General features: G+C 62.3%; 19 protein-coding genes. 6 read left to right on the top strand and 13 right to left on the bottom strand.

The window, feature by feature from the left end; all coding sequences use genetic code 11:
- The first annotated feature begins 1 nt into the window (after position 1).
- Positions 2 to 661: a carbonic anhydrase gene (locus tag ABV589_RS25505; protein ID WP_367084142.1), complete on the top strand. Its 660-nt coding sequence runs from the start codon at positions 2 to 4 to the stop codon at positions 659 to 661.
- A 127-nt stretch (positions 662 to 788) separates the two neighbouring features.
- Here the strand turns inward: ABV589_RS25505 and ABV589_RS25500 are convergent, their stop codons facing one another.
- The 3 genes from ABV589_RS25500 to ABV589_RS25490 all read right to left on the bottom strand — a co-directional run bounded on the left by ABV589_RS25500 (position 789) and on the right by ABV589_RS25490 (position 5195).
- Complete coding sequence (locus ABV589_RS25500; protein ID WP_367084141.1) at positions 789 to 2291, bottom strand: aldehyde dehydrogenase family protein; 1503 nt, start codon at positions 2289 to 2291, stop codon at positions 789 to 791.
- A gap of 200 nt (positions 2292 to 2491) precedes the next feature.
- On the bottom strand, positions 2492 to 3400 hold the full coding sequence (gene glsB, locus ABV589_RS25495; protein WP_003226050.1) for a glutaminase B: 909 nt from the start codon (positions 3398 to 3400) through the stop codon (positions 2492 to 2494).
- A 178-nt stretch (positions 3401 to 3578) separates the two neighbouring features.
- Positions 3579 to 5195 (bottom strand): L,D-transpeptidase family protein, encoded by a 1617-nt coding sequence (locus ABV589_RS25490; RefSeq protein WP_367084140.1) that lies wholly within the window; start codon positions 5193 to 5195, stop codon positions 3579 to 3581.
- Between the two features lie 149 nt (positions 5196 to 5344).
- Between ABV589_RS25490 and ABV589_RS25485 the strand changes: the two genes are divergently transcribed.
- Complete coding sequence (locus ABV589_RS25485) at positions 5345 to 6058, top strand: murein L,D-transpeptidase catalytic domain family protein (protein ID WP_367084139.1); 714 nt, start codon at positions 5345 to 5347, stop codon at positions 6056 to 6058.
- 86 nt (positions 6059 to 6144) lie between these two features.
- Here the strand turns inward: ABV589_RS25485 and ABV589_RS25480 are convergent, their stop codons facing one another.
- Positions 6145 to 7554: an MFS transporter gene (locus tag ABV589_RS25480; protein WP_367084138.1), complete on the bottom strand. Its 1410-nt coding sequence runs from the start codon at positions 7552 to 7554 to the stop codon at positions 6145 to 6147.
- 103 nt (positions 7555 to 7657) lie between these two features.
- Between ABV589_RS25480 and ABV589_RS25475 the strand changes: the two genes are divergently transcribed.
- Positions 7658 to 8545 carry a LysR family transcriptional regulator gene (locus tag ABV589_RS25475; RefSeq protein WP_367084137.1) on the top strand — a complete coding sequence of 296 codons (888 nt, stop codon included), beginning with the start codon at positions 7658 to 7660 and terminating at the stop codon, positions 8543 to 8545.
- Here ABV589_RS25475 and ABV589_RS25470 read toward each other — a convergent pair.
- Positions 8542 to 9162: a cell wall hydrolase gene (locus ABV589_RS25470; protein ID WP_367084136.1), complete on the bottom strand. Its 621-nt coding sequence runs from the start codon at positions 9160 to 9162 to the stop codon at positions 8542 to 8544. The two genes, ABV589_RS25475 and ABV589_RS25470, sit on opposite strands and share 4 nt — an antisense overlap.
- 199 nt (positions 9163 to 9361) lie before the next feature.
- On the opposite strand from ABV589_RS25470, the gene ABV589_RS25465 reads away from it, so the two are divergent.
- On the top strand, positions 9362 to 10213 hold the full coding sequence (locus ABV589_RS25465; protein WP_367084135.1) for a CAP domain-containing protein: 852 nt from the start codon (positions 9362 to 9364) through the stop codon (positions 10211 to 10213).
- A 54-nt stretch (positions 10214 to 10267) separates the two neighbouring features.
- Here the strand turns inward: ABV589_RS25465 and ABV589_RS25460 are convergent, their stop codons facing one another.
- From ABV589_RS25460 to ABV589_RS25440, 5 genes are all read right to left on the bottom strand, one after another.
- Positions 10268 to 10600 (bottom strand): DUF2790 domain-containing protein, encoded by a 333-nt coding sequence (locus ABV589_RS25460; protein ID WP_367084134.1) that lies wholly within the window; start codon positions 10598 to 10600, stop codon positions 10268 to 10270.
- An 80-nt stretch (positions 10601 to 10680) separates the two neighbouring features.
- Positions 10681 to 10884: a co-regulatory protein PtrA N-terminal domain-containing protein gene (locus ABV589_RS25455; protein WP_367084133.1), complete on the bottom strand. Its 204-nt coding sequence runs from the start codon at positions 10882 to 10884 to the stop codon at positions 10681 to 10683.
- A 907-nt stretch (positions 10885 to 11791) separates the two neighbouring features.
- Complete coding sequence (locus tag ABV589_RS25450) at positions 11792 to 14941, bottom strand: CusA/CzcA family heavy metal efflux RND transporter (RefSeq protein ID WP_367084132.1); 3150 nt, start codon at positions 14939 to 14941, stop codon at positions 11792 to 11794.
- A gap of 15 nt (positions 14942 to 14956) precedes the next feature.
- Positions 14957 to 16150: an efflux RND transporter periplasmic adaptor subunit gene (locus ABV589_RS25445; protein WP_367084131.1), complete on the bottom strand. Its 1194-nt coding sequence runs from the start codon at positions 16148 to 16150 to the stop codon at positions 14957 to 14959.
- A 49-nt stretch (positions 16151 to 16199) separates the two neighbouring features.
- Positions 16200 to 17447, bottom strand: coding sequence for a TolC family protein (locus tag ABV589_RS25440; protein ID WP_367084130.1), 1248 nt, complete (start codon positions 17445 to 17447; stop codon positions 16200 to 16202).
- A 411-nt stretch (positions 17448 to 17858) separates the two neighbouring features.
- Between ABV589_RS25440 and ABV589_RS25435 the strand changes: the two genes are divergently transcribed.
- Positions 17859 to 18533 carry a heavy metal response regulator transcription factor gene (locus tag ABV589_RS25435; protein WP_003223767.1) on the top strand — a complete coding sequence of 225 codons (675 nt, stop codon included), beginning with the start codon at positions 17859 to 17861 and terminating at the stop codon, positions 18531 to 18533.
- Complete coding sequence (locus ABV589_RS25430) at positions 18530 to 19963, top strand: heavy metal sensor histidine kinase (protein WP_367084129.1); 1434 nt, start codon at positions 18530 to 18532, stop codon at positions 19961 to 19963. The genes ABV589_RS25435 and ABV589_RS25430 overlap by 4 nt, the downstream gene beginning before the upstream one ends.
- 586 nt (positions 19964 to 20549) lie before the next feature.
- Here the strand turns inward: ABV589_RS25430 and ABV589_RS25425 are convergent.
- Genes ABV589_RS25425 through ABV589_RS25415 form a run of 3 tightly spaced genes read right to left on the bottom strand, consistent with a single transcriptional unit; the run spans position 20550 to position 23423 of the window.
- Positions 20550 to 22292, bottom strand: coding sequence for an ABC transporter substrate-binding protein (locus ABV589_RS25425; RefSeq protein WP_367084128.1), 1743 nt, complete (start codon positions 22290 to 22292; stop codon positions 20550 to 20552).
- A 47-nt stretch (positions 22293 to 22339) separates the two neighbouring features.
- Positions 22340 to 22612, bottom strand: a complete 273-nt coding sequence (locus tag ABV589_RS25420) for a DUF2160 domain-containing protein (protein WP_027614647.1) — start codon at positions 22610 to 22612, stop codon at positions 22340 to 22342.
- Between the two features lie 10 nt (positions 22613 to 22622).
- Entirely contained in the window at positions 22623 to 23423 is an 801-nt protein-coding gene (locus ABV589_RS25415) for a carbohydrate ABC transporter permease (protein WP_007961997.1), read from the bottom strand.
- Positions 23424 to 23429: the final 6 nt, after the last annotated feature.

The following is a 23429-nucleotide window of genomic DNA, read 5'->3' as shown; positions in this document are numbered from 1 at the left end:
CATGAAAGCCCTGATCGACGGTTTCCTGAAGTTCCAGAACGAAGCCTTCCCGCAACGCACCGAACTGTTCAAACACCTGGCAACCACCCAGCAACCCGGAACCCTGTTCATCACCTGTTCCGACAGCCGTGTGGTGCCGGAACTGCTGACCCAGCAAGAACCCGGCGAGCTATTCGTGATCCGCAACGCGGGCAATATCGTGCCGTCCTACAGCCCGCATCCGGGCGGGGTGTCAGCAACGGTGGAATATGCGGTGGCGGTGCTTGGGGTGACTGACATCGTGATCTGCGGGCACTCCGATTGCGGCGCGATGACCGCGATTGCCCAATGCAAATGCATGGATCACCTGCCCGCCGTCAGCGGCTGGTTGCAACATGCCGAGTCGGCGAAAGTGGTGAACGAGGCGCGGCCGCATGCCAGTGACGCGGCGAAATTGAGTTCGATGGTGCGGGAAAACGTGATCGCGCAACTGGCGAATATTCAGACCCACCCGAGCGTGCGCCTGGCGCAGGAGAAAGACCTGCTGAACCTGCATGGCTGGGTGTATGACATCGAGACCGGCTCGATCGACGCGCTGGCGGCGGACCGCCGTACGTTTGTGCCACTGGCTGAGCAACCGGCGACGTGTGCCATTCAGGCAAACGCCAGCGCAGCCGCCTGAAGGAGAACAGTGCAACCCTGTGGCGAGGGAGCTTGCTCCCGCTGGGGCGCGCAGCGGTCCTCGCTTTTTGGGTCCGCTGCGCAGACCAGCGGGAGCAAGCTCCCTCGCCACAGGTTTGGTGTTCAGATCAGCGTTTTACGCTGAGGTCGATCTGGGTCATGCGACTACGCACCGTAAACACCCCATCCCCCGAAAGAATCGCACTGCGCGCAAACAGGCGCCCGCTCTCCCAGTTCGAAAGCCCCAGTTCCGGCTTGTTCAACGCGTACTGGCCATCGACCCAACGGGTAATCCCGTTACCCACAAACGGTGCGTTCACCGCGTTGTAAAAGCGTTGCTGAACAGCAGCATCCTCGCTGATCAACGACACCGTGAACTGCGGGCTGTAGCGGTTGAACAGCGCGATCGCCTGATCCAGATCGTCGACGATCATCAGGCTGACTTCCGGGGTTTCTTCCCATTCCCACTCGCGGCCCAATTCGGACTCCGCCAGCGCTTCAGCCAGGGCTTCGGTCTGATAACCCTCGGCGCGATAGACCTCGACCGTTGCGTTCTGCCACTCGGCCGGCAGGCAGCTTTCGCTGCCGGCGACGATGTGCAATTTGCAGCCCTGCCCGCGTGCGCTGCCCGCCTGCTGCAGTGCATCGAGGAACAGCGGCACCAGTTCGGCGGCACGATCACGTTGAATCAGGCAGACGTTCAGGGTGTTGCAGACTTTGCGATCCAGCGAATTACGCACCACGGCGGCAAAACGTGTGGCATCGGCGTGACGATCGGCAATCAGCCACGCGCCACCAGTGCCATGCAGGCTGACCGCCGTGCCCGCCTGCTGGGCGATGCTGCCCAACTGGCTGACCGCACGGCCCGAACCCCGGGCCACCGCCAGCGATAGACGCCGGTCGGCGAACATCGCCCAACCCGCAGCGTGATTGACGCTTTCCACCAGCGACACCGCGCCCGCCGGCAGACCGGCATCGGCCAGCGCCGGGTTCAGCGCGTGAGTGACGATCGCTTGCGCGGTGCCCAATGCATCGCTGCCGATGCGCAGCACCGCGGTGTTGCCGGTGCGCAGTACACCGGCGGCATCGGCGAACACGTTCGGCCGCCCCTCAAACACGAACGCCACAATACCCAGCGGCGACACCACTTGCTCGACCTTCCAGCCATCGTGCTCGACGCTGCTGATGACCTTGCCGCGCGTGGCCGGCGCATCACGCCAGGCGCGCAGACCGGCGATCATGTCGCGGCGCATGCGCTCGTCGGCGAGCAGCCGGGTGGTGGAGCGGCCACGGGCCTTGGCGCGCTCGATGTCGGCCAGGTTCGCCGCTTCGATCAAGGTCCAGCACTCCGGGGTTTCCAGGCGTTGCGCGAACAGATCGAAGAAGTGGCTGATGGCCTCGTCGGACACCGCCGAAAGCGCGCTGAACGCCGCTTGCGCACGCTCGATTGCCACCGCAGCCGCTTGTTGATCGACCACCGGAATCAGCAACAGCTCGCCACTCACCTGCTCGACCAGCAGGTGGTCACCGGGCTGAAACCGCGCCGCCAGTTCGGGGCTGACCACGGTCACGCGGTTACCAGCGAAAGGGATCGGCGTGCCAGCGACTAGACGTTCGAGCGCAAGAGACATGAAGCGGATTCACCATAGGAGGGGCGGCCGGAAAATGTAGCGGATTCTGCGCTGAAACACACCTTCTACAAACACCATCAAACCTGTGGGAGCTGGCTTGCCAGCGACAAGGCCGGCGAGCCCAGCATTGATGTTGCTGAACCACCGCTATCGCTGGCAAGCCAGCTCCCACAGGGTTTGGCAGTGTTTGGAAGATTGGGTCAGAACACCGACCAGCCAATCCGCGAACTGAGCATCTCCAGCGCCGCCATCCCCGCCAGCGAGTTGCCGGCAGCATTCAGTTCCGGCGACCACACGCACACCGTGAACTGCCCCGGCACCACCGCGACGATCCCGCCGCCGACCCCGCTCTTGCCCGGCAGGCCGACGCGATAGGCGAAGTTGCCGGCCTCGTCGTACAGGCCGCTGGTGGCCATGATCGAGTTGACCTGCTGGGTCTGCCGCCGAGTGAGGATCTGTTCGCCGCTGTGTTTGCAGAAACCGTCGTTGGCAAGGAAGCAGAACGCCCGGGCCAGATCGATGCAGTTCATGCGTAATGCGCAGTGGCTGAAGTAGCTGCGCAGCACCGCTTCGACGTCGTTATGGAAGTTGCCGAACGATTGCATCAGGTACGCCATGGCCGCGTTGCGGGCGCGATGCTGGTACTCGGATTCGGCGACCTTGCCGTCGACGATCACCTGCGGATTGCCCGACAGGCGCCGCACGAAGTCGCGCATCGACAGGGCCGGCGCGGCGAAACGCGATTGATTGATGTCGCAGATCACCAGCGCCCCGGCGTTGATGAACGGATTGCGCGGGCGACCGCGTTCGAACTCCAGTTGCACCAGCGAGTTGAACGGCTGGCCGGACGGCTCGTGCCCCAGGCGCTCCCAGATCGCCTCACCGGAATGCTCGATCGCCTGCACCAGGCTGAACACCTTGGAAATACTCTGCACCGAGAACGGCGTCTCGGCGTCGCCGGCGCAATACATTTCGCCGTCGTTGCCATACACGGCGATGCCCAGTTGATTGGCCGGCACGGTGCCGAGGGCGGGAATGTAATCAGCCACTTTGCCCTGCCCGATCAGGGGCCGGACAGCGTCAAGAATCTCGTTCAACAGCGCTTGCATGCCGGGTTCCGAAGTCTCGCCCCATGGGATTGCGGGGACACTGGGGCTAGACGCTGCGCAAGCCACCGGAATCACACAAACCCTTGTAGGAGCTGCCGCAGGCTGCGATCTTTTGACCTTGATTTTGAAAGGCAAGATCAAAAGATCGCAGCCTGCGGCAGCTCCTACAGGGTGTCGGTCAGTGGGCGCCGTCGAGGCCGGCGAGCAGTGCGCTGTCGCGGCTGTAGATATCCGGCGCATAACGCACCTGCCCATCCTTGCCGACCTGCGCCGTCCAGTAGGTCATCAGGATCGGCACCGGCGCCGACAGGCGGAATTCGTGGGTGCTGCCGGTAGCGAGCAAAGTATCGGTGCGCGTACGTTCCGCCGGGGTCAGCAGCAGGTCACGCAGTTGCATCGGGTGCTCGACCCGCACGCAGCCGGAGCTGAACGCGCGCGGGCCTTTGTCAAACAGCGCCTTGCTCGGCGTGTCGTGCAGGTACACGGCGAACGGGTTGGGAAAGCGGATCACCAGTTGCCCCAGCGGATTTCGCGGCCCGGCGTCCTGGCGCAGCATGATGTTGCCGGGGTTGTCCCAGTCGATATCCGCTGCGGCCAACGGCTGGCCATGGGCGTCGAGCACCTGCAGATTCTGCCGGCTGAGGAAGGTCTGATCCTTGCGGATTGCCGGCAGCTTGTCTTCTTTCCAGATGGTCGGCGGCACGGTCCAGGTCGGGTTCAGCGTCAGACGGGTGACCCGGGATTTCAGCAGCGGGGTCTGCCGTTCGGCGCGACCGACCTGGGTGCGGGTCTGCCAGACCGGTCTGCCTCCTTGATACAGGGTCAGCTCGGCGGCGGCGACGTTGACCAGCAAACCGTCGGGCTCCATGTCCTGGGCCAGCCAGCGGAAGCGTTCGAGATTGACGCGCAATTGTTCGCGGCGCGTCAGCGGGCTGATGTTGAGTTCGGCGATCGTCCCCGGCCCGACAACTCCGTCGGCCTGCAACGAATGGTTGGCCTGGAAGCTCTTCACCGCTTCCACCAGCACACCCTCATAGGCATTGCCGGGCGTGCCGATGGCGTGGGTCAGATAGCCCTCGTTGTACAGGCGCTGGGCCAGTTCCGGCACGCGTTTGTCTTCCATCGCCGGGCGCAGCAACGGGCCGTTGCCCACCGACTGCCAGTGCGGCAAGGCTTGCAGCCGCTGGCTGGCGTAGAGGTGGCGCAGGCTTTGGTACTGCGCCAGACGCGGACGCGCCAGATCGAACGCGGTCTTGATGTCGTGCAGACCGGGTACAGCGATCGCCAGCAATTCCGCCTGGCGATCACGCGGGGTGTCATCGGAATGCCACAGCGGCTCGAAATGCGATTGCAGCAGACGACCGTAATGCAGGTCCTGCAGGGCTTGCAGGTAGTAGCGAGTAATGTCGATATCGGCGCACAACTCGCCGTCCTGCGGCGGATTGGCCGCCACCGGGTAGCGCTTGGGATTGAGGCCATCATCGGCCAACAGCTGCAACTGCGCGCGCAAGGCCGGCAAACGCCCGGACTCGCTGGCCCACACCGGCAGCCAGTCCTGCTGCTGATAAAACGCCTGCAATTGCGTCAGCGCGGCGCCGCTCAAGTGCGCGGCAATCGCCGGGCACGCCTGGGGCAAACCGATCAGCACCGCTTGCAACGGACTTTGCGGTTCGACCGGCATCTCCGCCGGCGGCGTCGGCAGGGTCTGCAACGGTGGCAACGGCTCATCGGCGCAAGCGACAAACGGCGCAGCGAGCAGACAAATGCTCAAGTAGCATGCGTACTTTTTGAACAACTGCTTTACTCCAATCCGTGGCCGTCTCATTGACGGCAACCTTACATCAGGTGCGCTGAACAGTCAGGCTCGAAACCGGGGTCTGTCGGGTATGACTGGGAGTCAGGAGCCAAAGTGCCAAATAAGTAGCAAGTGAGGACACTTTATAAATGTTGACGTTTTTGCGCCGACTTCTGCTGACCAGCGCGACCCTCGTCGTCGTGAGCAGCCCAGCTTTCGCCGCCGGCAAGCCATCGCCGGTTCTCTTCACCAGCCTCGCCCACGCCGCGCCGGAACTCAATCCCCAAGCGCTGAAAGGTGCCTTGAGCGCCATGCAATGCGCGGTCAACAATGGCGCGAGACCCTCACGCCACCTGGCGATCATTGATTATTCGCAACCCTCCACCGCCCGCCGGCTGTGGATCTTCGACTTGAGCAGACAGAAACTGGTGCTGCGCGATCTGGTCGCCCATGGTTCGAATTCCGGGGAAAACTTCGCCACCCAGTTTTCCAATCGCGAAGGCAGTTACCAGTCCAGCCTCGGTCTGTTCCGCACCCAGGAAAGCTACAAGGGCACGCACGGTTATTCGCTGCGCATGGACGGTCTGGAGCCGGGCTTCAATGACCTGGCCCGCGACCGCGCCATCGTGATCCACGCCGCCGACTACGTGAATCCGTTGTGGAGCAAGCGTCAGGGCCGCATCGGTCGCAGCCAGGGTTGCCCGGCGGTGCGCCCGCAAGTGGCAAGGCAGGTGATCGACAAACTCAAGGACGGCCAGTTCATGTTCTCCTGGTACCCGGACCAGCGCTGGCTGAAATCCTCGCCGTACCTCAACTGCCAGCCACAGCAGGTGGCGAGTATCTTGAGCACTCACGCCAGCTGAGAATCCTGTAGGAGCTGCGGCACGCTGCGATCTTTTGACGTTGCTTTTCAATGGCAAGATCAAAAGATCGCAGCGTGCCGCAGCTCCTACAGGGATTTGTTTCCGTCAGCAGCGCTTTGGCCGGGCTGGCCGCTTCCACGGGTGATCCGGGTTCGGCTGACGATCAGGGCCATGACCATCAGCGCCGCCGCAACCCCGAACGTACTGTGCAAGCCACTGCCGATGACTTCGGCCGGGGCTTGCGTCGGGTCGCCCGTAGCGAAGGCAAACACTGCGCCCATGACCGCCGCGCCGGTGATCAGCCCGAGATTGCGCGCCAGCCCGAGCAAGGCCGATACCACGCCGCGCTGATCCTGACTGACCGTCGCCATCAACCCGGTATTGTTCGCCGCCTGGAACAACGCGTAACTGCTGGCAACCACAGCCATCGGCAGCAGATACGCCGGCAGACCGAAACTCATCGGCAACAGCGCCAACAAACTGCATCCACCGGCCAACCCGAACAACGCCGCCGGCACCACCCGCTGTGCGCCGAAGCGGTCCACCAGACGCCCGGCCGGCACCCCGCCGCATGCCGCCAGCAGCGGGCCGACCGACAACGCCAGACCGACCACGGTGCTGCCCAGTCCCAACCCCCGACTCAGGTAAAACGGCCCGACCACCAGCGTGGTCATCATCACCGTCGTCACCAGCAACGTCAGCGCCAGGCTGCTGCTCAGACGCGCGTCGGCGAACAATGACAGACGAATCAGCGGCGCCCTGGCGTTCATCTCGACCGCGATAAACACCCCTGCGCCGCACAGGCTGACCAGCAACAATATCAGGGTAAATCCATCAACCGTCATCGCCAGCGCGTAGGCCGCCAGCGTCATCACCAACACTGCGCTGCCGAGGTAATCAAACGCGACCCTCGACTTCGCTGGCCGATCCGCCGGCAGATAGCGATAAACCAGCCACGCATTGAGCAGGCCCAACGGCACGTTGAGGACAAAGATCGACGGCCAGCCGACATGCGCGATCAGCAGACCACCCAGCGATGGCCCGAGGCTGGTGCCGGTGGCCGACATGGTTGCCAGCAAGCCCATCGCACTGCCCGCCCGCGCCTTGGGCACCGCATCCGCCACCAGCGCCACCGTCAAGGCGAACATGATCGCCGCGCCAAGGCCTTGCACGGCCCGTGCGCCGATCAACCAGCCCAATCCCGGAGCCAGTGCGCAACACAGCGATGCACTGGTAAAAATGCCAATGCCGATCAGCAGCAGGCGCCGCCGCCCGAACACATCGCCCAGGCGCCCGACACTGACAATCAACGTGGTGACCGCCAGCAGGTACGCCAGCACGATCCACTGCACCTGTTGAAACGTCGCCTCGAACGCAGTAGCCAGCGTCGGCAACCCGGCGTTGGCGATGCTGGTGTCCAGCGACGGCATCAGCATCGACAGGGCCAGACTGGTCAGCGCCCAGCGGGCTTGAGGGGGCAAGGGGGATCCGGGCATCGGGCGCTCCTGGTGCAAAGGTCAGACGGCATAGCCTGAGTCTCGACAAGGCAAGGCGCAAGACGCATGCTTTGCACTTGATACCTGCATGGAACGCCATGTCATGAGCACACCGGATCTGAACCTGTTGATCACCCTCGACGTGTTGTTGCGCGAAGGCAGCGTCGCCCGCGCCGCGCACATTCTGCGGCTGAGCCCGTCAGCGATGAGCCGCGCCCTGGCCCGTCTGCGCGAAACCACCGGCGATCCGTTGCTGGTACGCGCCGGCCGCGGTCTGGTGCCGACCCCGCGAGCGCTGGAATTGCGCGAACGGGTCAGCGCTCTGGTGCAGGAAGCCGAAGCGCTGTTGCGCCCCGCCGAAGTGCTCGATCCCGGCCAGTTGCAACGCACCTTCACCCTGCGCAACACCGACGGTTTTGTCGAAACCTTCGCCGCCGCGCTGCTCGCGCGCATCGCTGAAGAAGCACCCGGCGTGCGCCTGCGCTTTGTGCAGAAAGCCGACAAGGACAGCACGCCGCTGCGCGAAGGCCGGGTCGATCTGGAGACCGGCGTGGTCGACGACAGCACCGACCCGACGCTGCACAGCCGCATTCTGTTTGAGGATCACTGGATCGGTGTGGTGCGCGAAGGCCATCCGTTGAGCTCGGGCAAGATCAGCAGCAAACGTTTTGCCGGCGGCCAGCACATTCTCATCTCACGGCGCGGGCGCAGCAGTGGCCCGGTCGACGAAGCGTTGCTCGCCACGGGGCTGACGCGAGATATCGTCACTTCATTCGGCGGCTTTTCGGCGGCGTTGACGCTGGTCCGCGAATCGGACCTGATCGCCACGGTTCCGGAGCGTCACACCAGCAAGCTGCGCATGGGCCTGCACAGCTTCGCCCTGCCCTTCAGGATGCCGCCGATCAGCGTGTCGATGCTCTGGCACCCGCGCGTGGACGCCGACCCGGCGCACCGCTGGCTGCGCAACTGTGTGCGGGAAGTCTGCCTCTAGCGCGCATCGCCGCCGGCCGGTTTATAGAACAGGAATTTGCCGACCGCGGCGGTCTTTTTGTACTCCTTGGCCCAGCTCGGATGAACCTGGCGATCATGGAAGTACAGTGCGCCATGGGTGCGATCCGGCAACTGGCGGTTGAGTGCCTTGCCGGCGATGTCCTTGGCCAGGGTGTATTCGGCGTCTTCCTTGACCTGATCGGCCTTGCCATCGCACCACCAGGAAAACTGGCAGCTCTTGGTTTCCGAACCCTGCTTGACCACTTCGCACACCGTGCCGGGAAAGCCATCGTGCCCCAGGCGATTCATCACCACATTGGCCACCGCCTCCATTTCCGCAGTGTCGCGACCCTTGGCTTCCCAGTAGATACTGCGCGCCAGGCAGGTGATCGGATCGTCCAGCGGCGCAGTGCCGGCGGGGTCAACCGCTTGCACTTCAGTGGGGGTGATCGCTTCGGATTTGGGCGCCGGCGCCGCGCTGACTTTGTCGGCGGCTTTTTCTTCCAGCACCTGGGCTTTCTCTTCGGCCTTGGCCTTGATCGGCGCCTGTTCAGTGGCGCTTACAACACCGGCCATCAGGGTTAATGCGAAACAGCCAGCCAACCATTTCAATCCCATGTCAGTTCTTCCGGCAGCGCCCGTTCCGGGCAAGGTGTTTCGTCGGGGAGACGCCCGGCTCCCGGGGTCTTCGGAGAGTGTAGACGGCAAATACCGGCGCAACGTTCCGCAGAAAAATCCGCTCGGTGAAGAAAAAGACATTGCACTCCCCCGGGCCATTTCGCGCATCATGAACGCACTCAGCTCAAGGGAGATTTCCATGCGCTTCATGCCATCCGTTTTGCGTCTTGCCGCGCTGTCCGTGGGGTTGGCCGTGGCCGCCTCGGCCATGGCTGCCGACGAGTCGCAACTGATCGAGTCGATCAACGCCTACCGTAGCCAACCGCAGCGTTGCGGCAGCCAGGCGTCCAGTGAATTGCCACCGCTGTCGGCTGACCCACGGCTGAGACTGCCGGCCAGCGGTGCGGTCGATCTGCAACAGGCCATGGCCAGCGCCAGCTACCCGATGGTCAACGTGCAGGCGATCACCCTTAACGGCCCACGGGATGCGGCGTCGGCGATGAAGGCGATTCAGGAAAGTTTCTGTCAGGTGGTGCTGGATCCGCAGTTTGTCGATGTCGGCGTCAGCCGCGCCGATCGTGACTGGCGCATTGTGCTGGCGCGACCTTTGCTGTCGGCGAAGCTGGGCGATGCGCAGAGCGAAGGTCAGAAGTTGCTCGAACAACTCAACGCCGCCCGCGCCCAGCCGCGTCAGTGCGGCGGCCAGGCCTTTGCCGCTGCCGGGCCACTGGCCTGGAACGCCAGCCTGGGCACAATCGCCCAGGATCACAGCCGCGACATGGCCAACAACAACTACTTCGACCACAAGGACCGCGACGGCCGCACACCCGGTGACCGCGCCGAACTGGCCGGCTACGGCGGGCAACTGGTCGGCGAAAACATCGCCGCCGGGCAAGACACCGTGCGCAAGGTCGTCGACGGCTGGCTCGCCAGTCCCGGCCACTGCGCCAACCTGATGAACCCGCAATACAAGGAACTTGGCGCCGCCTACGCGACCGATCCGAAAAGCAGCGCCGGGATCTACTGGACGGCGATGTTTGGTGCACAGTAACCCGCTATCCGATGCACCACTCCTGCGACAGCGCCTGCAGGCAACAGGCGCTAGTCAGCCACCGCTATTGCGGCACACACCCGCCACACTGTACTTGAGCGTATTGAGCTGCCCTCGCGAATCTTCGTAGGTCATGGCCGTAGGCACCACCGAGCACGCTGGCTGCGGCTTCACCACGCTGACGATTTTCACCACATCCAGCTTCATTCCGTATTCGTATTCCTTCACCACCGGCGCCGCTTTGCCGAGTTCAGCCGCGTATTGCTCCATGGCTTTGGCGTTGGCACTGAACGCACGCTCGAAGGTGCGATCACCGCCGCCCTCGGCCAGTGCATTCACGGACAGCGCCATGACGCCAGCGAACACTATCGACTTAAGCATTTTCATCTCCATCTCCTTCCCGTCCAGACTCAAAAAAAGCCCGGCACCGATGCGTGATGACGGGCTTGTTTCAGGTTCAAGCAGCGTTAAAGATCCTGGGTTTTCTGCGCTTTCTTTTCATTGACCACCACCGGGTTGGCAGCGGCTTTTTCCTTGGCCACGAACAGCTCCACGGCGCGATCATTGGCGCTCATCATCCGGTCGAACGTGCGGTCACCACCGCCTTCGGCCATGGCCAGGGACGACAGCATCAGAGCAGTTGCAAAGGCACTCAGTCGGGCGAATTTCATGGTTGATTCCTCATTAAGTAACTGACGGGATCAAGGTAACAAGGCGCACCTTTCGTGACGGTGGCGAGGGAATTACAGATTCGTAATGTGGCAAGTACGGCAGCCACACAGAAAATCTCAGGCCTGAGAAATACCTTGTGGCGAGGGAGCTTGCTCCCGCTGGGGCGCGCAGCGGCCCTCGCTCTTCCTTTGAAAAAGCGCGGCCTGCTGCGCAGTCCAGCGGGAGCAAGCTCCCTCGCCACAGGGTTTGGGGTTGTTCTATTGGATAGGTGTGATGTCCTCATCCCGGCGATGGGCGATCTGGTACAGCGCGGGCAAGATCAGCAACGTCATGTCAGGCCCGAGAAATACCTTGTGGCGAGGGAGCTTGCTCCCGCTGGGGCGCGCAGCGGCCCTCGCTCTTCCTTTGAAAAAGCGCGGCCTGCTGCGCAGTCCAGCGGGAGCAAGCTCCCTCGCCACAGGGTTCGGGGTTGTTCTATTGGATAGGTGTGATGTCCTCATCCCGGCGATGGGCGATCTGGTACAGCGCGGGCAAGATCAGCAACGTCATGTCAGGCCCGAGAAATACCTTGTGGCGAGGGAGCTTGCTCCCGCTGGGGCGCGCAGCGGCCCTCGCTCTTCCTTTGAAAAAGCGCGGCCTGCTGCGCAGTCCAGCGGGAGCAAGCTCCCTCGCCACAGGGTTTGGGGTTGTTCTATCGGCTAGGTGCAGTGTCCTCATCCCGGCGATGGGCGATCTGGTACAGCGCGGGCAAGATCAGCAACGATGTCAGGCCCGAGAAATACCTTGTGGCGAGGGAGCTTGCTCCCGCTGGGGCGCGCAGCGGCCCTCGCTCTTCTTGAGAAAAAGCGCGGCCTGCTGCGCAGTCCAGCGGGAGCAAGCTCCCTCGCCACAGGGTTTGGGGTTGTTCTATCGGCTAGGTGTGACGTCCTCATCCCGGCGATGGGCGATCTGGTACAGCGCCGGCAAGATCAGCAATGTAAGAATCGTCGAGGACAGAATCCCGCCAATCACCACCGTCGCCAGCGGCCGCTGCACTTCGGCGCCGGTGCCCGTCGCCAGCGCCATCGGAATAAACCCCAGCGACGCCACCAACGCCGTCATCAACACTGGCCGCAAGCGCGTCAGCGCGCCGACGTTGATCGCCTCCGCCAGCGACCGTCCCTCCTCACGCAAATTACGAATGAACGCGATCATTACCAGTCCGTTGAGCACCGCCACGCCTGATAACGCGATGAAGCCCACGCCCGCCGAAATCGACAACGGAATATCCCGCAGCCACAGCGCCATCACCCCACCGGTCAGCGCAAACGGAATCCCGGTAAACACCAGCAGCCCATCCTTCAGATTGTTGAACATCATGAACAACAAGCCGAACACCAGCAGCAACGCCACCGGCACCACGATCTGCAAGCGCTTGGCCGCCGATTGCAGTTGCTCGAACTGCCCGCCCCAACTGGTCCAGTAACCGGCTGGCACGTGCACCTCGCGCTCGATCAGCGCACCGGCCTCGCTGACGAACGAGCCGATATCGCGCCCGCGCACGTTGGCGCTGACAATCACCAGGCGCTTGCCGTTCTCGCGGCTGACCTGGTTCGGCCCGAGCACCAGATCGAGGCTGGCGACGTCCTTCAGTGCGATAAACCCGATCTGGTTCGCCGCGCCACTCAGCGCCGGCACCGGAATCAGCAACGCCGACAAACCGTCGATATCCTTGCGCATGGCATCGGACAAGCGCACCACCATGTCGAAGCGCCGATCACCCTCGTACAAAGTGCCAGCCTGCCGTCCCCCCACTGCGACGGCGATGGTGTCCTGCACATCTCCAACGTTGAGCCCGTAACGCGCCGCCTTGTCGCGGTCGATATTGATGGTCAGCACCGGCAGCCCGGTGGTCTGCTCGACCTTCACTTCAGAGGCGCCGTTGACCTTCTGCATCGCCGCCGCGATCTTCGCCGCCGTGGCGTTGAGCACGTCCATGTCATCGCCAAACACCTTGACCGCGACATCACTGCGCACACCGGAGATCAGTTCGTTGAAGCGCAACTGGATCGGCTGCGACAGTTCATAGTTGCTGCCCGGCAGCGTCGCGGCAGCGGCTTGCAGCTCGGCCATCAGGGTTTCGCGGGACTTGTTCGGGTCCGGCCATTGATCCTTCGGCTTAAGCATCACGTAGCTGTCGGAGATGTTCGGCGGCATCGGATCGGAGGCGATTTCCGCCGTGCCGGTGCGAGCGAACACCCGTTCAACCTCTGGCACTTTGTTGAGTATCAGGGTCTCCAGGCGCTGCTGCATGTCCACCGATTGCGTCAGGCTGGTGCCCGGCACGCGCAGTGCTTGCAGGGCGAAATCACCCTCGCTGAGGCTCGGCACAAACTCGCTGCCCATGCGGCTGGTGAGCACGCCACTGAATAGGATCACAGCCAGCGCCGCGCCTACCGCAACCGTGCGATGGGCCATGACCCACGCCAGCGCCGGTGCATACACCCGACGCGCACCGCGCATCACCGCGCCCTCTTCTTCCTTGACCTTGCCGGTGACGAACAGCGCAATCGCCGCCGGGACGAAGGTCACCGACAGCAGCATCGCACCGAGCAAAGCGATGACCACGGTGAACGCCATCGGGTGGAACATTTTCCCTTCAACACCGCTCAACGCGAAGATCGGCAGGTACACCACCATGATGATCAACTGGCCGAAAATCAGCGGTCGGCGCGCCTCTTTCGCCGCGGCGAAGACTTCCTTGAAACGCTCGGCACGGCTCAGCAAGCGGCCGTGATGCTGCTGCGCGTGAGCCAACCGGCGCAGGGTGTTCTCGACGATCACCACCGCACCGTCGACGATGATGCCGAAGTCCAGCGCGCCGAGGCTCATCAGGTTGGCGCTGACCTTGTTGCTGAACATGCCGGTGAAGGTGAACAGCATCGACAGCGGAATCACCATCGCCGTGATCAGCGCGGCGCGGATGTTGCCGAGGAACAGGAACAGAATCGCGATCACCAGAATCGCGCCTTCGATCAGGTTCTTTTTCACCGTGGCGATGGCTTTGTCGACCAGGTGCGTACGGTCGTACACCGGCACGGCGATCACGTCTGGCGGCAGGGATTTGTTGATCTGTTCGAGCTTGCTGGCGACCGCTTGCGAGACCGTGCGGCTGTTCTCGCCGATCAGCATGAACACCGTGCCGAGCACCACTTCACGACCGTTTTCGGTGGCCGCGCCGCTGCGCAATTCGCGGCCGATTTCCACCGTGGCGACGTTCTTCACTCGGATCGGCGTGCCGTCGACGTTGGCCATGACGATATTGGCGATGTCCTCGGTGCTCGCCACTTGCCCCGGTGCGCGGATCAGCAACTGCTCGCCGCTGCGCTCGATGTACCCGGCGCCGACGTTGGCGTTGTTGCGCTCCAATGCGGTGATCAGATCGGTGAGGGTGAGCTTGTACGCGGCAAGGCGTTTCGGGTCGGGCGCGATCTGATATTCCTTGGCAAACCCGCCGATGGTATTGATCTCCGCCACCCCCGGTACGTTGCGCAACTGCGGCTTGATGATCCAGTCCTGAATCACCCGCAGATCGGTCGGCGTGTAGGCTGTGCCGTCGTCCTTGAGCGCCCCCTCCTTCGCCTCGACCGTCCACAAAAAGATCTCGCCGAGGCCGGTGGAGATCGGCCCCATCACCGCTTCCGCGCCTTCAGGCAATTGCTCCCTGGCGATCTGCAGACGCTCGTTGACCAGTTGGCGAGCAAAGAACAGGTCGGTGCCGTCCTTGAAGATCACCGTGACCTGCGACAGCCCCGAACGCGACAGCGAACGGGTCTGCTCCAGCGCCGGCAAACCGGCCATGGCGGTCTCAATCGGGAAAGTGATGCGCTGCTCGGTTTCCAGCGGCGAGAACCCGGCGGCGCCGGTGTTGATCTGCACCTGGACATTGGTGATGTCGGGCACGGCGTCGATCGGCAGCTTTTGATAACTGGCGATGCCGAGGCCGGCCATGAGCAGAACGGCGAGCAACACAATGATGCGCTGCTCGATGGCAAACTGGATCAGGCGTTCGAACATGGGGACCTTCCAGAATTAATGACTGTGCTCGGCCGAGGCTTTGCCCAGCTCCGACTTGAGGACGAAGCTGCCGGCGCTGGCGACTTGCACGCCCGGTTCCAGCCCTTGGGTGACTTCGACGTGGCCGGCGGCGCGGCTGCCCAGCTCCACCGCCTGCGCCTTGAAGCCGTCGTCGGTACGCACGAACACCGTGGGTTTGTCCTCGACGGTCTGGATCGCGGTTTCCGGCACGGCGACTTTGGCCAGGCGGCTCTCAGTGGCGACCCGCGCGGTGACGAACAGCCCCGGGCGCCACGAGCCCTGCGGGTTTTCCAGGGTCACGCGTACGGTCGCGGTGCGGGTCTGTTCGCCGAGCAGGCTGCCGACGTACGCCACGCTGCCGGTCACTTCGGCCTTTAACTCAGGCGCGCTGACAGTCACAGGTTTGCCCACCTGCACCTTGGTCAGATCCTTGGGTGAAACGCCGAACGTGACCCACACGCGGGACAAGTCCGAAAGGGTGAACGCGGCGGTGGTCTCATCGACCACCTCGCCCGGCGTCAGGTGTTTTTCCACCACCACGCCGTCGAATGGCGCGCGCAGTTCGTAGCGATTGCCGCCGGTGGCGACTACGCTGCCGCTGAGCACGCTGATTTTTTGCCGGGCGTTGTTCATGGCGATTTCCGCCTCTTCCAACGCCTGCCTGGCCTGGAGGAAATCCTGCTCGGCGGAAATCTTGTCCTGCCAGAGCTTTTTCTCGCGCTCGTAAGTGGTGCGCGCCAAGGCCAAACGCCGTTGTGCGGCAGCCTGTTCGCTGCGCTGATCGGAAATCTGCTGACTGGCGATCACGGCCAGCAACTGCCCCTTCTTCACGGATTGCCCGAGGTTGACCGCCACCGACTCGACCACCCCCGGCACGCGCGGCACGACGTGTGCCGTGCGGTCCTCATCGAAGCGCACTTCGCCGGGAAACGACAGGCCGAGACTGATGCTCTGCGCCCGCGCCTCGGCCAGTTGAATGCCGGCCGCCGCGATCTGCTCGGCGCTCAATTCGATGTGGCCTTCTTCGGCATGTTCGCCTTCGGCGGCAGCGCCCTCCTCGGCGTGATCCGCGTGTTCGGAAGCCTCGTCGGCGTGGGCGTCGATATTGCTCGCGACCGGCCACATCGAACCGATGCCAATGCCCAGCGCCAGGGTCGCCACCGCGACCACCATCAGTTTTTTATCCATGGAAACTCCTCTGCGCCGTGCCATCGCGCAGTTGTCTGAACAGTGAAATTCAAGGGCTGACGCTGAGGTCACCGTAGATCCGTTCGAGGCGCACGCGGGCGTCGGTCGCCTCGCTGACGGCCTGGATGTATTGGCTGCGCGCGGCGATCAGGGTGCGCTGGGCGTCGAGTACGTCGAGGAAGCCGAACTTGCCCATTTCGAAACCACGGGTGGCGCTGTCCACTGCACTTTGTGCGGCGGGCAGGATGCTCTGGTTGAACGCATTGACTTCGCCGTTGGCGGTCTGCCATTGCTCGAGGCTGGTCTGGACTTCGGTGCGCAAGCGCAGCTCGGTGGCGTTGCGCAGATCCCGCGCCTGATCGGTGCGGCGTGCAGCGGCGAGCACGTTGCCTTGATTGCGGTTGAACAACGGAATGGGCATCGACAGCCCGACCACGTTGACCCGCTCGCGCTCGGTTTCGCTGTACTGGCTGCCGATGCTCACAGTCAGGTCGGGAATGCGCTGGGACTTTTCCAGGCTCAGCGATGCTTCGCGCTGATCGATCTGCAGCTTCGCCAGACGCAGCTCGGCAGTCTGGTTCAGACGCTCGAGCAAACGGCCGGGCGGCGGCAGCGTGGCGAGGTTTTGCGTGGCGACCTGGACGTTGGTCGAGGTCGGCAACGGCGCGCCCATGACTTGCGCCAATTGTTGATAGGCGTTGGCCTGATCGCGCTCGGCGCGGCTCACCTCCAGGCGCACTTCCGAGAGCTGCACTTGCGCCCGCGTGCCTTCGACCGGCGACGATTTGCCGGCCTCGATGCGCCCCTGAGCAACACGCAAACCGTGCTCGGCCAGTTGCAGCGACTGACGCGACAGCTGCAAGCGTTGCTGCGCGGTTTGCGCGCTGTTGAACGCCTGAATCACATCAGCGCGCAAGGCATTGCGCTTGCGCTCCAGCTCGATGCCGGCGGCGTCCTGCGCGCGGCTGGCGACATCGATGCGCGCGCCGCGTTTGCCGCCCAGTTCAATCGGCTGGCTGAGCATGAGCGTGGTGGTGCGCGAGTCGCGTCGGGTGTCTTCGGCTTCCCACGACACCGCGGGATTGGGGATCAGCCCGGCCTGCTGACGATCGCCCTCGGCAATGCCGATTTCCCATTGCGCGGCGGCGAGATCGGGGTTGCCGGCGAAGGCACTTTGCAGCGCCTGATCCAGGGTCAGGGTCGATGCGCTGGCAAGGCTGCTGCACGCCAGCAACAAGAGGCCGCTGGCGGTTTTGTTCAGGCGTGATCGCGCCGTCAGTTCAATTACACCGGGCAATGGGGGACTTCCTTTAATTCAGGATTTTTCGATGCCGCCACGTTAGGGTTTTGAACTTATCGACAAGGTGACTGGAACATTACAAATCCGTTATCCACGGTTCAGCAAAGTTGTTTTGTTCTAGGATGCGAAGTGCAAATGGAGTTTTCGAAATACATCGAAACAAAAACACGGTAGTTATCTGCTGAACAGCACTGGCCTGAATGTAATAGATGTCTGCTGACGCTTCCAGGCTGCGACAGGCTGTCGCGGATGGCCGTTTTAAAGGCCTCCGAGATTGACCCTGTAGCCACTACAGCCTTTATCGTGCTTGTCATTCAGTGATTGAACTGCGTCCGGATCCCTTACAAAAACCATAACTTTCCCGGCCACCTTAATTAAATATCCCTCAAATAAAAGTGGTGATAGATCATGCGAATCCTTGTCGTCGAGGACGAGCTTAAAGCTGCCGAATACTTGCATCAGGGTTTGACCGAAAGTGGTTATATCGTTGACCACGCCGCCACCGGTGCCGATGGATTGCATCTGGCGCAACAGCAGGCCTATGACCTGATCATTCTCGACGTGAATTTGCCGGAGCTGGACGGCTGGGGCGTGCTGGAACAACTGCGCCGCACCCATTCGACGCGGGTGATGATGCTCACTGCGCGCGGGCGGCTGGCGGACAAGATTCGCGGTCTGGATCTGGGCGCGGACGACTATCTGGTCAAGCCGTTCGAGTTTCCCGAATTGCTGGCGCGGGTCCGCACCTTGATGCGCCGCAGCGAAAACATTCCAGTGCCGCAGGTGTTGAAAGTCGCTGATCTGGAGCTTGATCCGGGCCGGCATCGGGCGTTTCGTGGCGAGCAGCGCATCGACCTGACCACCAAGGAATTCGCCCTGCTGCATTTGCTGATGCGCCAGTCCGGCGAGGTGCTGACCCGTACGCAGATCATCTCGCTGGTATGGGACATGAATTTCGACTGCGACACCAATGTGGTCGAAGTATCGATCCGCCGTTTGCGGGCGAAGATCGATGATCCGTTCGACAACAAGCTGATCCACACCCTGCGCGGTGTCGGCTACGTGCTGGAGGCTCGGGAATGAAGCCCGCCAGCCTGTCGATGCGCCTCGGTTTGACGGTAAGTATTCTCGGCGCGCTGTTGGTGGTGTTTCTGGCGATCCTCGCCTATTTCGCCCTGACCCATGAGCTGAATGCGCTGTCGCGCGACAGCCTGGAAAAGAAGATGGCGCAGGTGGAACACAGCCTGTCGCTGTACGTCGACGCCAACGAAGTCAGTGGCAAGCCGCACATTCTGCTCGATCAGGTCATGGGCCATGACAACCTGACGCTGACGATTTACGACCGTTCGAACCTGCGTTCGCCGCTGCTCAAATCCGGCTCAGGGCTGAAGGATCCGCGCGCCGAATTGCGTGCGGTGCGAGGCACTACCGAGCAGTTGGCCTATAGCGACAGCAGCGATGACGAGGGCGCGAAGTTCCTTACCGCGTCGAAATTGATTCGGCTCAAGGACGGCAGCAGCGTGCCGGTGCTGCTGTCGATGGATAACGCGCATGATCAGGCTTTGCTCAGCGCCTATCTGCGCTCGACGCTGATTGCCTTGCCGCTGTTGCTGGTGTTCATCGGCCTGACGGCGTGGGGCGCGGTGCAGCGTGGACTGGCGCCGCTGCGCGAGTTTCGCAAAGTGGCGGCGAGGGTCTCGACGCAGGATCTGGAGCATCGGCTGTCGGTGGTGAACATGCCGCAGGAGTTGAGCGAACTGGCGCAGGGCATCAACTTCATGCTGCATCGGCTGGATGCCGGGGTGCAGCAGTTGTCGCAGTTCTCCGATGATCTCGCCCATGAGCTGCGCACGCCGATCAACAACCTGATGGGCAAGGCGCAGGTGACCTTGTCCCGCGAGCGTACGACCGAAGAATACAAGGATGTGCTGGTGTCCTGTACCGAGGAGCTGGAGCGCGTGGCGCGGATTGTTTCCGACATGCTGTTTCTGGCGCAGGTCAGTCATCCGTCGGCGCTGGCGCCGTTTGAATCGGTGGCGCTGGAGGTTGAAGCGGCGAAAGTGGCGGAGATGTTTTCGTTGTCGGCGCAGGACAAGCAGATTCACTTGAACGTTGTTGGCAGCGCATTGGTGCTGGGCGATCGGCTGATGATTCAGCGGGCGATTTCGAATCTGCTGTCCAACGCGCTGCGCCATTGCCCGAACGGCAAAACCATCACCTTGCTGATCGAGCAAGGCGCAACGCAGGCGTCACTGCTGGTCAGCAATCCCGGCGCCGGCATCGAGGCGCAACACCTGCCGCACCTGTTCGACCGCTTCTACCGCGTCGACAGCGCCCGTTCGCGCTCGCAGGGCAGCACCGGGCTGGGGCTGGCGATCGTGCGCTCGATCATGAGCCTGCATCAGGGGGTAGCGGAGGTGAAGAGCTTGCCAGGTGTCATGACCGTATTCCGCCTCGGTTTTCCTGCGGCGACACCCATGGCCCTATCGCTTGCAGGCAAGCTCCCACAGTGAATCGCGGTGTACCCGGGCCTGACGCCATGCTTGATACCAAGCATGAAGCTGGCATTGACCGGTGTCCTGTAGGAGCTGCCGCAGGCTGCGATCTTTTGCCTTAGCCTTTGAAGATCAGAATCAAAAGATCGCAGCCTGCGGCAGCTCCTACAGGGATCGGGGTGTTTTTGAGTTTTTTGGACGACACGCAAACTTGTGGGAGCTGGCTTGCCAGCGATGACGGCGGGTCAGTCACATCCTTATTTTTTTGACACACCGCTATCGCTGGCAAGCCAGCTCCCACAGTGAATCGCGGTGTACCCGGGCCTGACGCCAGGCTTGATACCTTTGAAGAAATTCAAACATGAAGCTGGTATTGATCGATGCCCGGTAGGAGCTGCCGCAGGCTGCGATCTTTTGCCTTGGCCTTTGAAGATCAGGAGCAAAAGATCGCAGCCTGCGGCAGCTCCTACAGAGGGTCGGGGTGTTTTTTAGTTTTGTGGACACCACTGAAACCTGTGGGAGCTTGCCTGCAAGCGATTACGGTAGATCGGGCAACAAAAAAAACGGCACCTTTCGGTGCCGTTCGCTTTTCACATTTCAGCTTTTACTTACGCGCATCCGCCCACGATTTCAGCAGTTCGTTGTAGCTCACGGTCTCGCCCTTCGGCTTCTCGTTGGCCAGTTTCGGTTTTGGTGCGCCCGGTTGATCGAACCAGTATTGTGCGTCGCGTTCCGGGTTCATTTTCGGGGCGCACACCGCTTGGGCCTTGGAGCGTTCGAGGCGGGTCATGATTGCGTCCTGATCCTTGGCCAGGCCGTCCAGCGCCTGTTGCGGAGTCTTCTCGCCGCTGGCCGCTTCGGCGATGTGGCTCCACCACAGCTGCGCCAGACGCGGATAGTCCGGCACGTTGGTGCCGGTCGGGGTCCATTGCACGCGGGCCGGGCTGCGGTAGAACTCGACCAGACCACCGAGTTTCGGCGCCAGATCGGTCATCGCCTGCGAGTTGATGTCCGACTCGCGGATCGGTGTCAGGCCGACGATGGTTTTCTTCAGCGACACGGTTTTCGAGGTGACGAACTGCGCGTACAGCCACGCCGCGAGCTTCTGTTTCTCAGGCGTGGATTTCATGAACGTCCACGAACCCACATCCTGATAGCCGAGCTTCATGCCCTCCTCCCAATACGGCCCGCGCGGCGACGGCGCCATGCGCCATTTCGGCGTGCCGTCGGCGTTGACCACCGGCAGCCCCGGTTTGGTCATGTCGGCGGTGAACGCGGTGTACCAGAAGATCTGCTGAGCGATGTTGCCCTGCGACGGCACCGGGCCGGACTCGGAGAAGGTCATGCCCGCCGCTTCCGGTGGCGCGTAGGCCTTGAGCCAATCGACATATTTCTGCGTGGCGAACACCGCCGCCGGGCCGTTGGTGTCGCCGCCGCGGGTCACGCTGGAACCGACCGGATGGCAGTCCTCGACGCGAATCCCCCACTCGTCCACCGGCAAGCCGTTAGGCAAACCCTTGTCGCCGCCACCGGCCATGGAGAACCAGGCATCGGTGAAACGCCAGCCGAGCGACGGGTCTTTCTTGCCGTAATCCATGTGCCCGTAGACACGCTTGCCGTCGATTTCCTTGACGTCTTCGCTGAAGAATTTGGCGATGTCTTCATAGGCCGACCAGTTCACCGGCACGCCCAATTCGTAGCCGTACTTTTCCTTGAATTTGGCTTTCAGGTCCGCGCGCTCGAACCAGTCGGCGCGGAACCAGTACAGGTTGGCGAACTGCTGGTCGGGCAGTTGATAGATCTTGCCGTCCGGCGCGGTGGTGAACGAGATGCCGATGAAGTCCTTGATGTCGAGGGTCGGCGAGGTGAAGTTCTTGCCTTCGTTGGCCATCAGGTCAGTGATCGATTCGGTCTTGCCATAACGAAAGTGCGTACCGATCAAATCGGAGTCGTTAACCCAGCCGTCATAGATGTTCTTGTCCGACTGCATCACCGTCTGCATTTTTTCCACCACGTCGCCTTCTTGCAGCAGGTCGTGGGTGAGCTTGATCCCGGTGATTTCGGTGAACGCCTTGGCCAGCACCTTGGACTCGTATTCGTGGGTGGTCAGGGTCTCGGAAACCACTTTGATGTCCATGCCGCGAAACGGCTCGGCGGCCTTGATGAACCACTTCAATTCTTCGAGCTGCTGATCCGCCGTCAGGGTCGACGGCTTGAACTCGCTGCCGATCCATTTTTTCGCCGCATCTTCGTAGGCATCGGCCCAGGCAGATGCGCTCAAACCGCTGAGTGCCAGCAGGGCTGCCAATGAAATGCTATGTCGCAGCTTATTGTTTTTGTCGAACATAGAGACCTCCAGTTTGAGTTACGGAGCACGATTGCCGAGCGACTCGACTAGCCCCAGCGCATCACAACCAACAGCCACACCAGAGACAGCGCGGACGCTACCCAGATGCTCCAGTCGGTGACGCCGATTACCAGCAGATGCAGGTAGGCGCTGCCGAGAAGACCGATGAACAAGCGATCGCCACGGGTGGTGGCAATCGGCAGAAAACCGCGCCGCAGGATGCTCGGCGAGCGCAATTCCCAGGTGGTCATGCCCACCAGCAACAGGCCGATGGCGATAAAGAACCCCGCCGTGGGGGTGGTCCAGCTCATCCATTCCATCATGCGTTCCTCAGACCCGACCCAGAGCAAAGCCCTTGGCCACGTGGTTGCGAACAAACCAGATCACCAGCATGCCCGGCAGGATGGTCAACACCCCCGCCGCCGCCAGCACGCCCCAGTCGATGCCCGAGGCCGACACGGTGCGCGTCATCACCGCGGCAATCGGCTTGGCATTCACCGAGGTCAGCGTGCGCGCCAGCAGCAGTTCGACCCAGGAAAACATGAAGCAGAAAAACGCCGTGACGCCGATGCCGGAGCCGATCAGCGGGATGAAAATCTTCACGAAGAACTTGGGAAAGCTGTAGCCGTCGATGTAGGCGGTTTCGTCGATTTCCTTGGGCACGCCGGACATGAAGCCTTCAAGAATCCACACCGCCAGCGGCACGTTGAACAGGCAGTGCGCCAAGGCCACGGCGATGTGCGTATCGAACAGTCCGATCGACGAATACAACTGGAAGAACGGCAACAGAAACACCGCCGGTGGCGCCATGCGGTTGGTCAGCAGCCAGAAGAACAGGTGCTTGTCGCCGAGGAAGCGATAGCGCGAAAACGCATAGGCTGCCGGCAACGCCACGCTCAGCGAAATCACCGTGTTCAGGCTGACGTAATACAGCGAATTGAGATAACCGGTGTACCAGCTCGGGTCGGTGAAGATCACCTTGTAGTTGTGCCAGGTGAATTCCTGCGGAAACAGCGTCAGTCCGCCGAGGATTTCGGTGTTGCTCTTGAACGACATGTTCAGCAGCCAGTAGATCGGCACCAGCAGGAACAGGATGTAGATCAGCAGCGGAATCAGCTTTCTTTTGCTCATGGCCGG

Source organism: Pseudomonas sp. HOU2, from assembly GCF_040729435.1.
GTDB lineage: Bacteria > Pseudomonadota > Gammaproteobacteria > Pseudomonadales > Pseudomonadaceae > Aquipseudomonas.
The sequence above is the reverse complement of the archived record's forward strand: the minus strand, read 5'-3'. Positions and strand labels throughout refer to the sequence as shown.

What these genes read in the sequence shown, in the direction of transcription:
- ABV589_RS25505 (WP_367084142.1), top strand. Translation starts at nt 2, where the DNA reads ATGAAAGCCCTGATCGACGGTTTCCTGAAGTTCCAGAACGAAGCCTTC.
- ABV589_RS25500 (WP_367084141.1), bottom strand. Translation starts at nt 2,291, where the DNA reads ATGTCTCTTGCGCTCGAACGTCTAGTCGCTGGCACGCCGATCCCTTTC.
- glsB (WP_003226050.1), bottom strand. Translation starts at nt 3,400, where the DNA reads ATGCAAGCGCTGTTGAACGAGATTCTTGACGCTGTCCGGCCCCTGATC.
- ABV589_RS25485 (WP_367084139.1), top strand. Translation starts at nt 5,345, where the DNA reads ATGTTGACGTTTTTGCGCCGACTTCTGCTGACCAGCGCGACCCTCGTC.
- ABV589_RS25480 (WP_367084138.1), bottom strand. Translation starts at nt 7,554, where the DNA reads ATGCCCGGATCCCCCTTGCCCCCTCAAGCCCGCTGGGCGCTGACCAGT.
- ABV589_RS25475 (WP_367084137.1), top strand. Translation starts at nt 7,658, where the DNA reads ATGAGCACACCGGATCTGAACCTGTTGATCACCCTCGACGTGTTGTTG.
- ABV589_RS25470 (WP_367084136.1), bottom strand. Translation starts at nt 9,162, where the DNA reads ATGGGATTGAAATGGTTGGCTGGCTGTTTCGCATTAACCCTGATGGCC.
- ABV589_RS25465 (WP_367084135.1), top strand. Translation starts at nt 9,362, where the DNA reads ATGCGCTTCATGCCATCCGTTTTGCGTCTTGCCGCGCTGTCCGTGGGG.
- ABV589_RS25460 (WP_367084134.1), bottom strand. Translation starts at nt 10,600, where the DNA reads ATGAAAATGCTTAAGTCGATAGTGTTCGCTGGCGTCATGGCGCTGTCC.
- ABV589_RS25455 (WP_367084133.1), bottom strand. Translation starts at nt 10,884, where the DNA reads ATGAAATTCGCCCGACTGAGTGCCTTTGCAACTGCTCTGATGCTGTCG.
- ABV589_RS25450 (WP_367084132.1), bottom strand. Translation starts at nt 14,941, where the DNA reads ATGTTCGAACGCCTGATCCAGTTTGCCATCGAGCAGCGCATCATTGTG.
- ABV589_RS25445 (WP_367084131.1), bottom strand. Translation starts at nt 16,150, where the DNA reads ATGGATAAAAAACTGATGGTGGTCGCGGTGGCGACCCTGGCGCTGGGC.
- ABV589_RS25435 (WP_003223767.1), top strand. Translation starts at nt 17,859, where the DNA reads ATGCGAATCCTTGTCGTCGAGGACGAGCTTAAAGCTGCCGAATACTTG.
- ABV589_RS25430 (WP_367084129.1), top strand. Translation starts at nt 18,530, where the DNA reads ATGAAGCCCGCCAGCCTGTCGATGCGCCTCGGTTTGACGGTAAGTATT.
- ABV589_RS25425 (WP_367084128.1), bottom strand. Translation starts at nt 22,292, where the DNA reads ATGTTCGACAAAAACAATAAGCTGCGACATAGCATTTCATTGGCAGCC.
- ABV589_RS25420 (WP_027614647.1), bottom strand. Translation starts at nt 22,612, where the DNA reads ATGGAATGGATGAGCTGGACCACCCCCACGGCGGGGTTCTTTATCGCC.
- ABV589_RS25415 (WP_007961997.1), bottom strand. Translation starts at nt 23,423, where the DNA reads ATGAGCAAAAGAAAGCTGATTCCGCTGCTGATCTACATCCTGTTCCTG.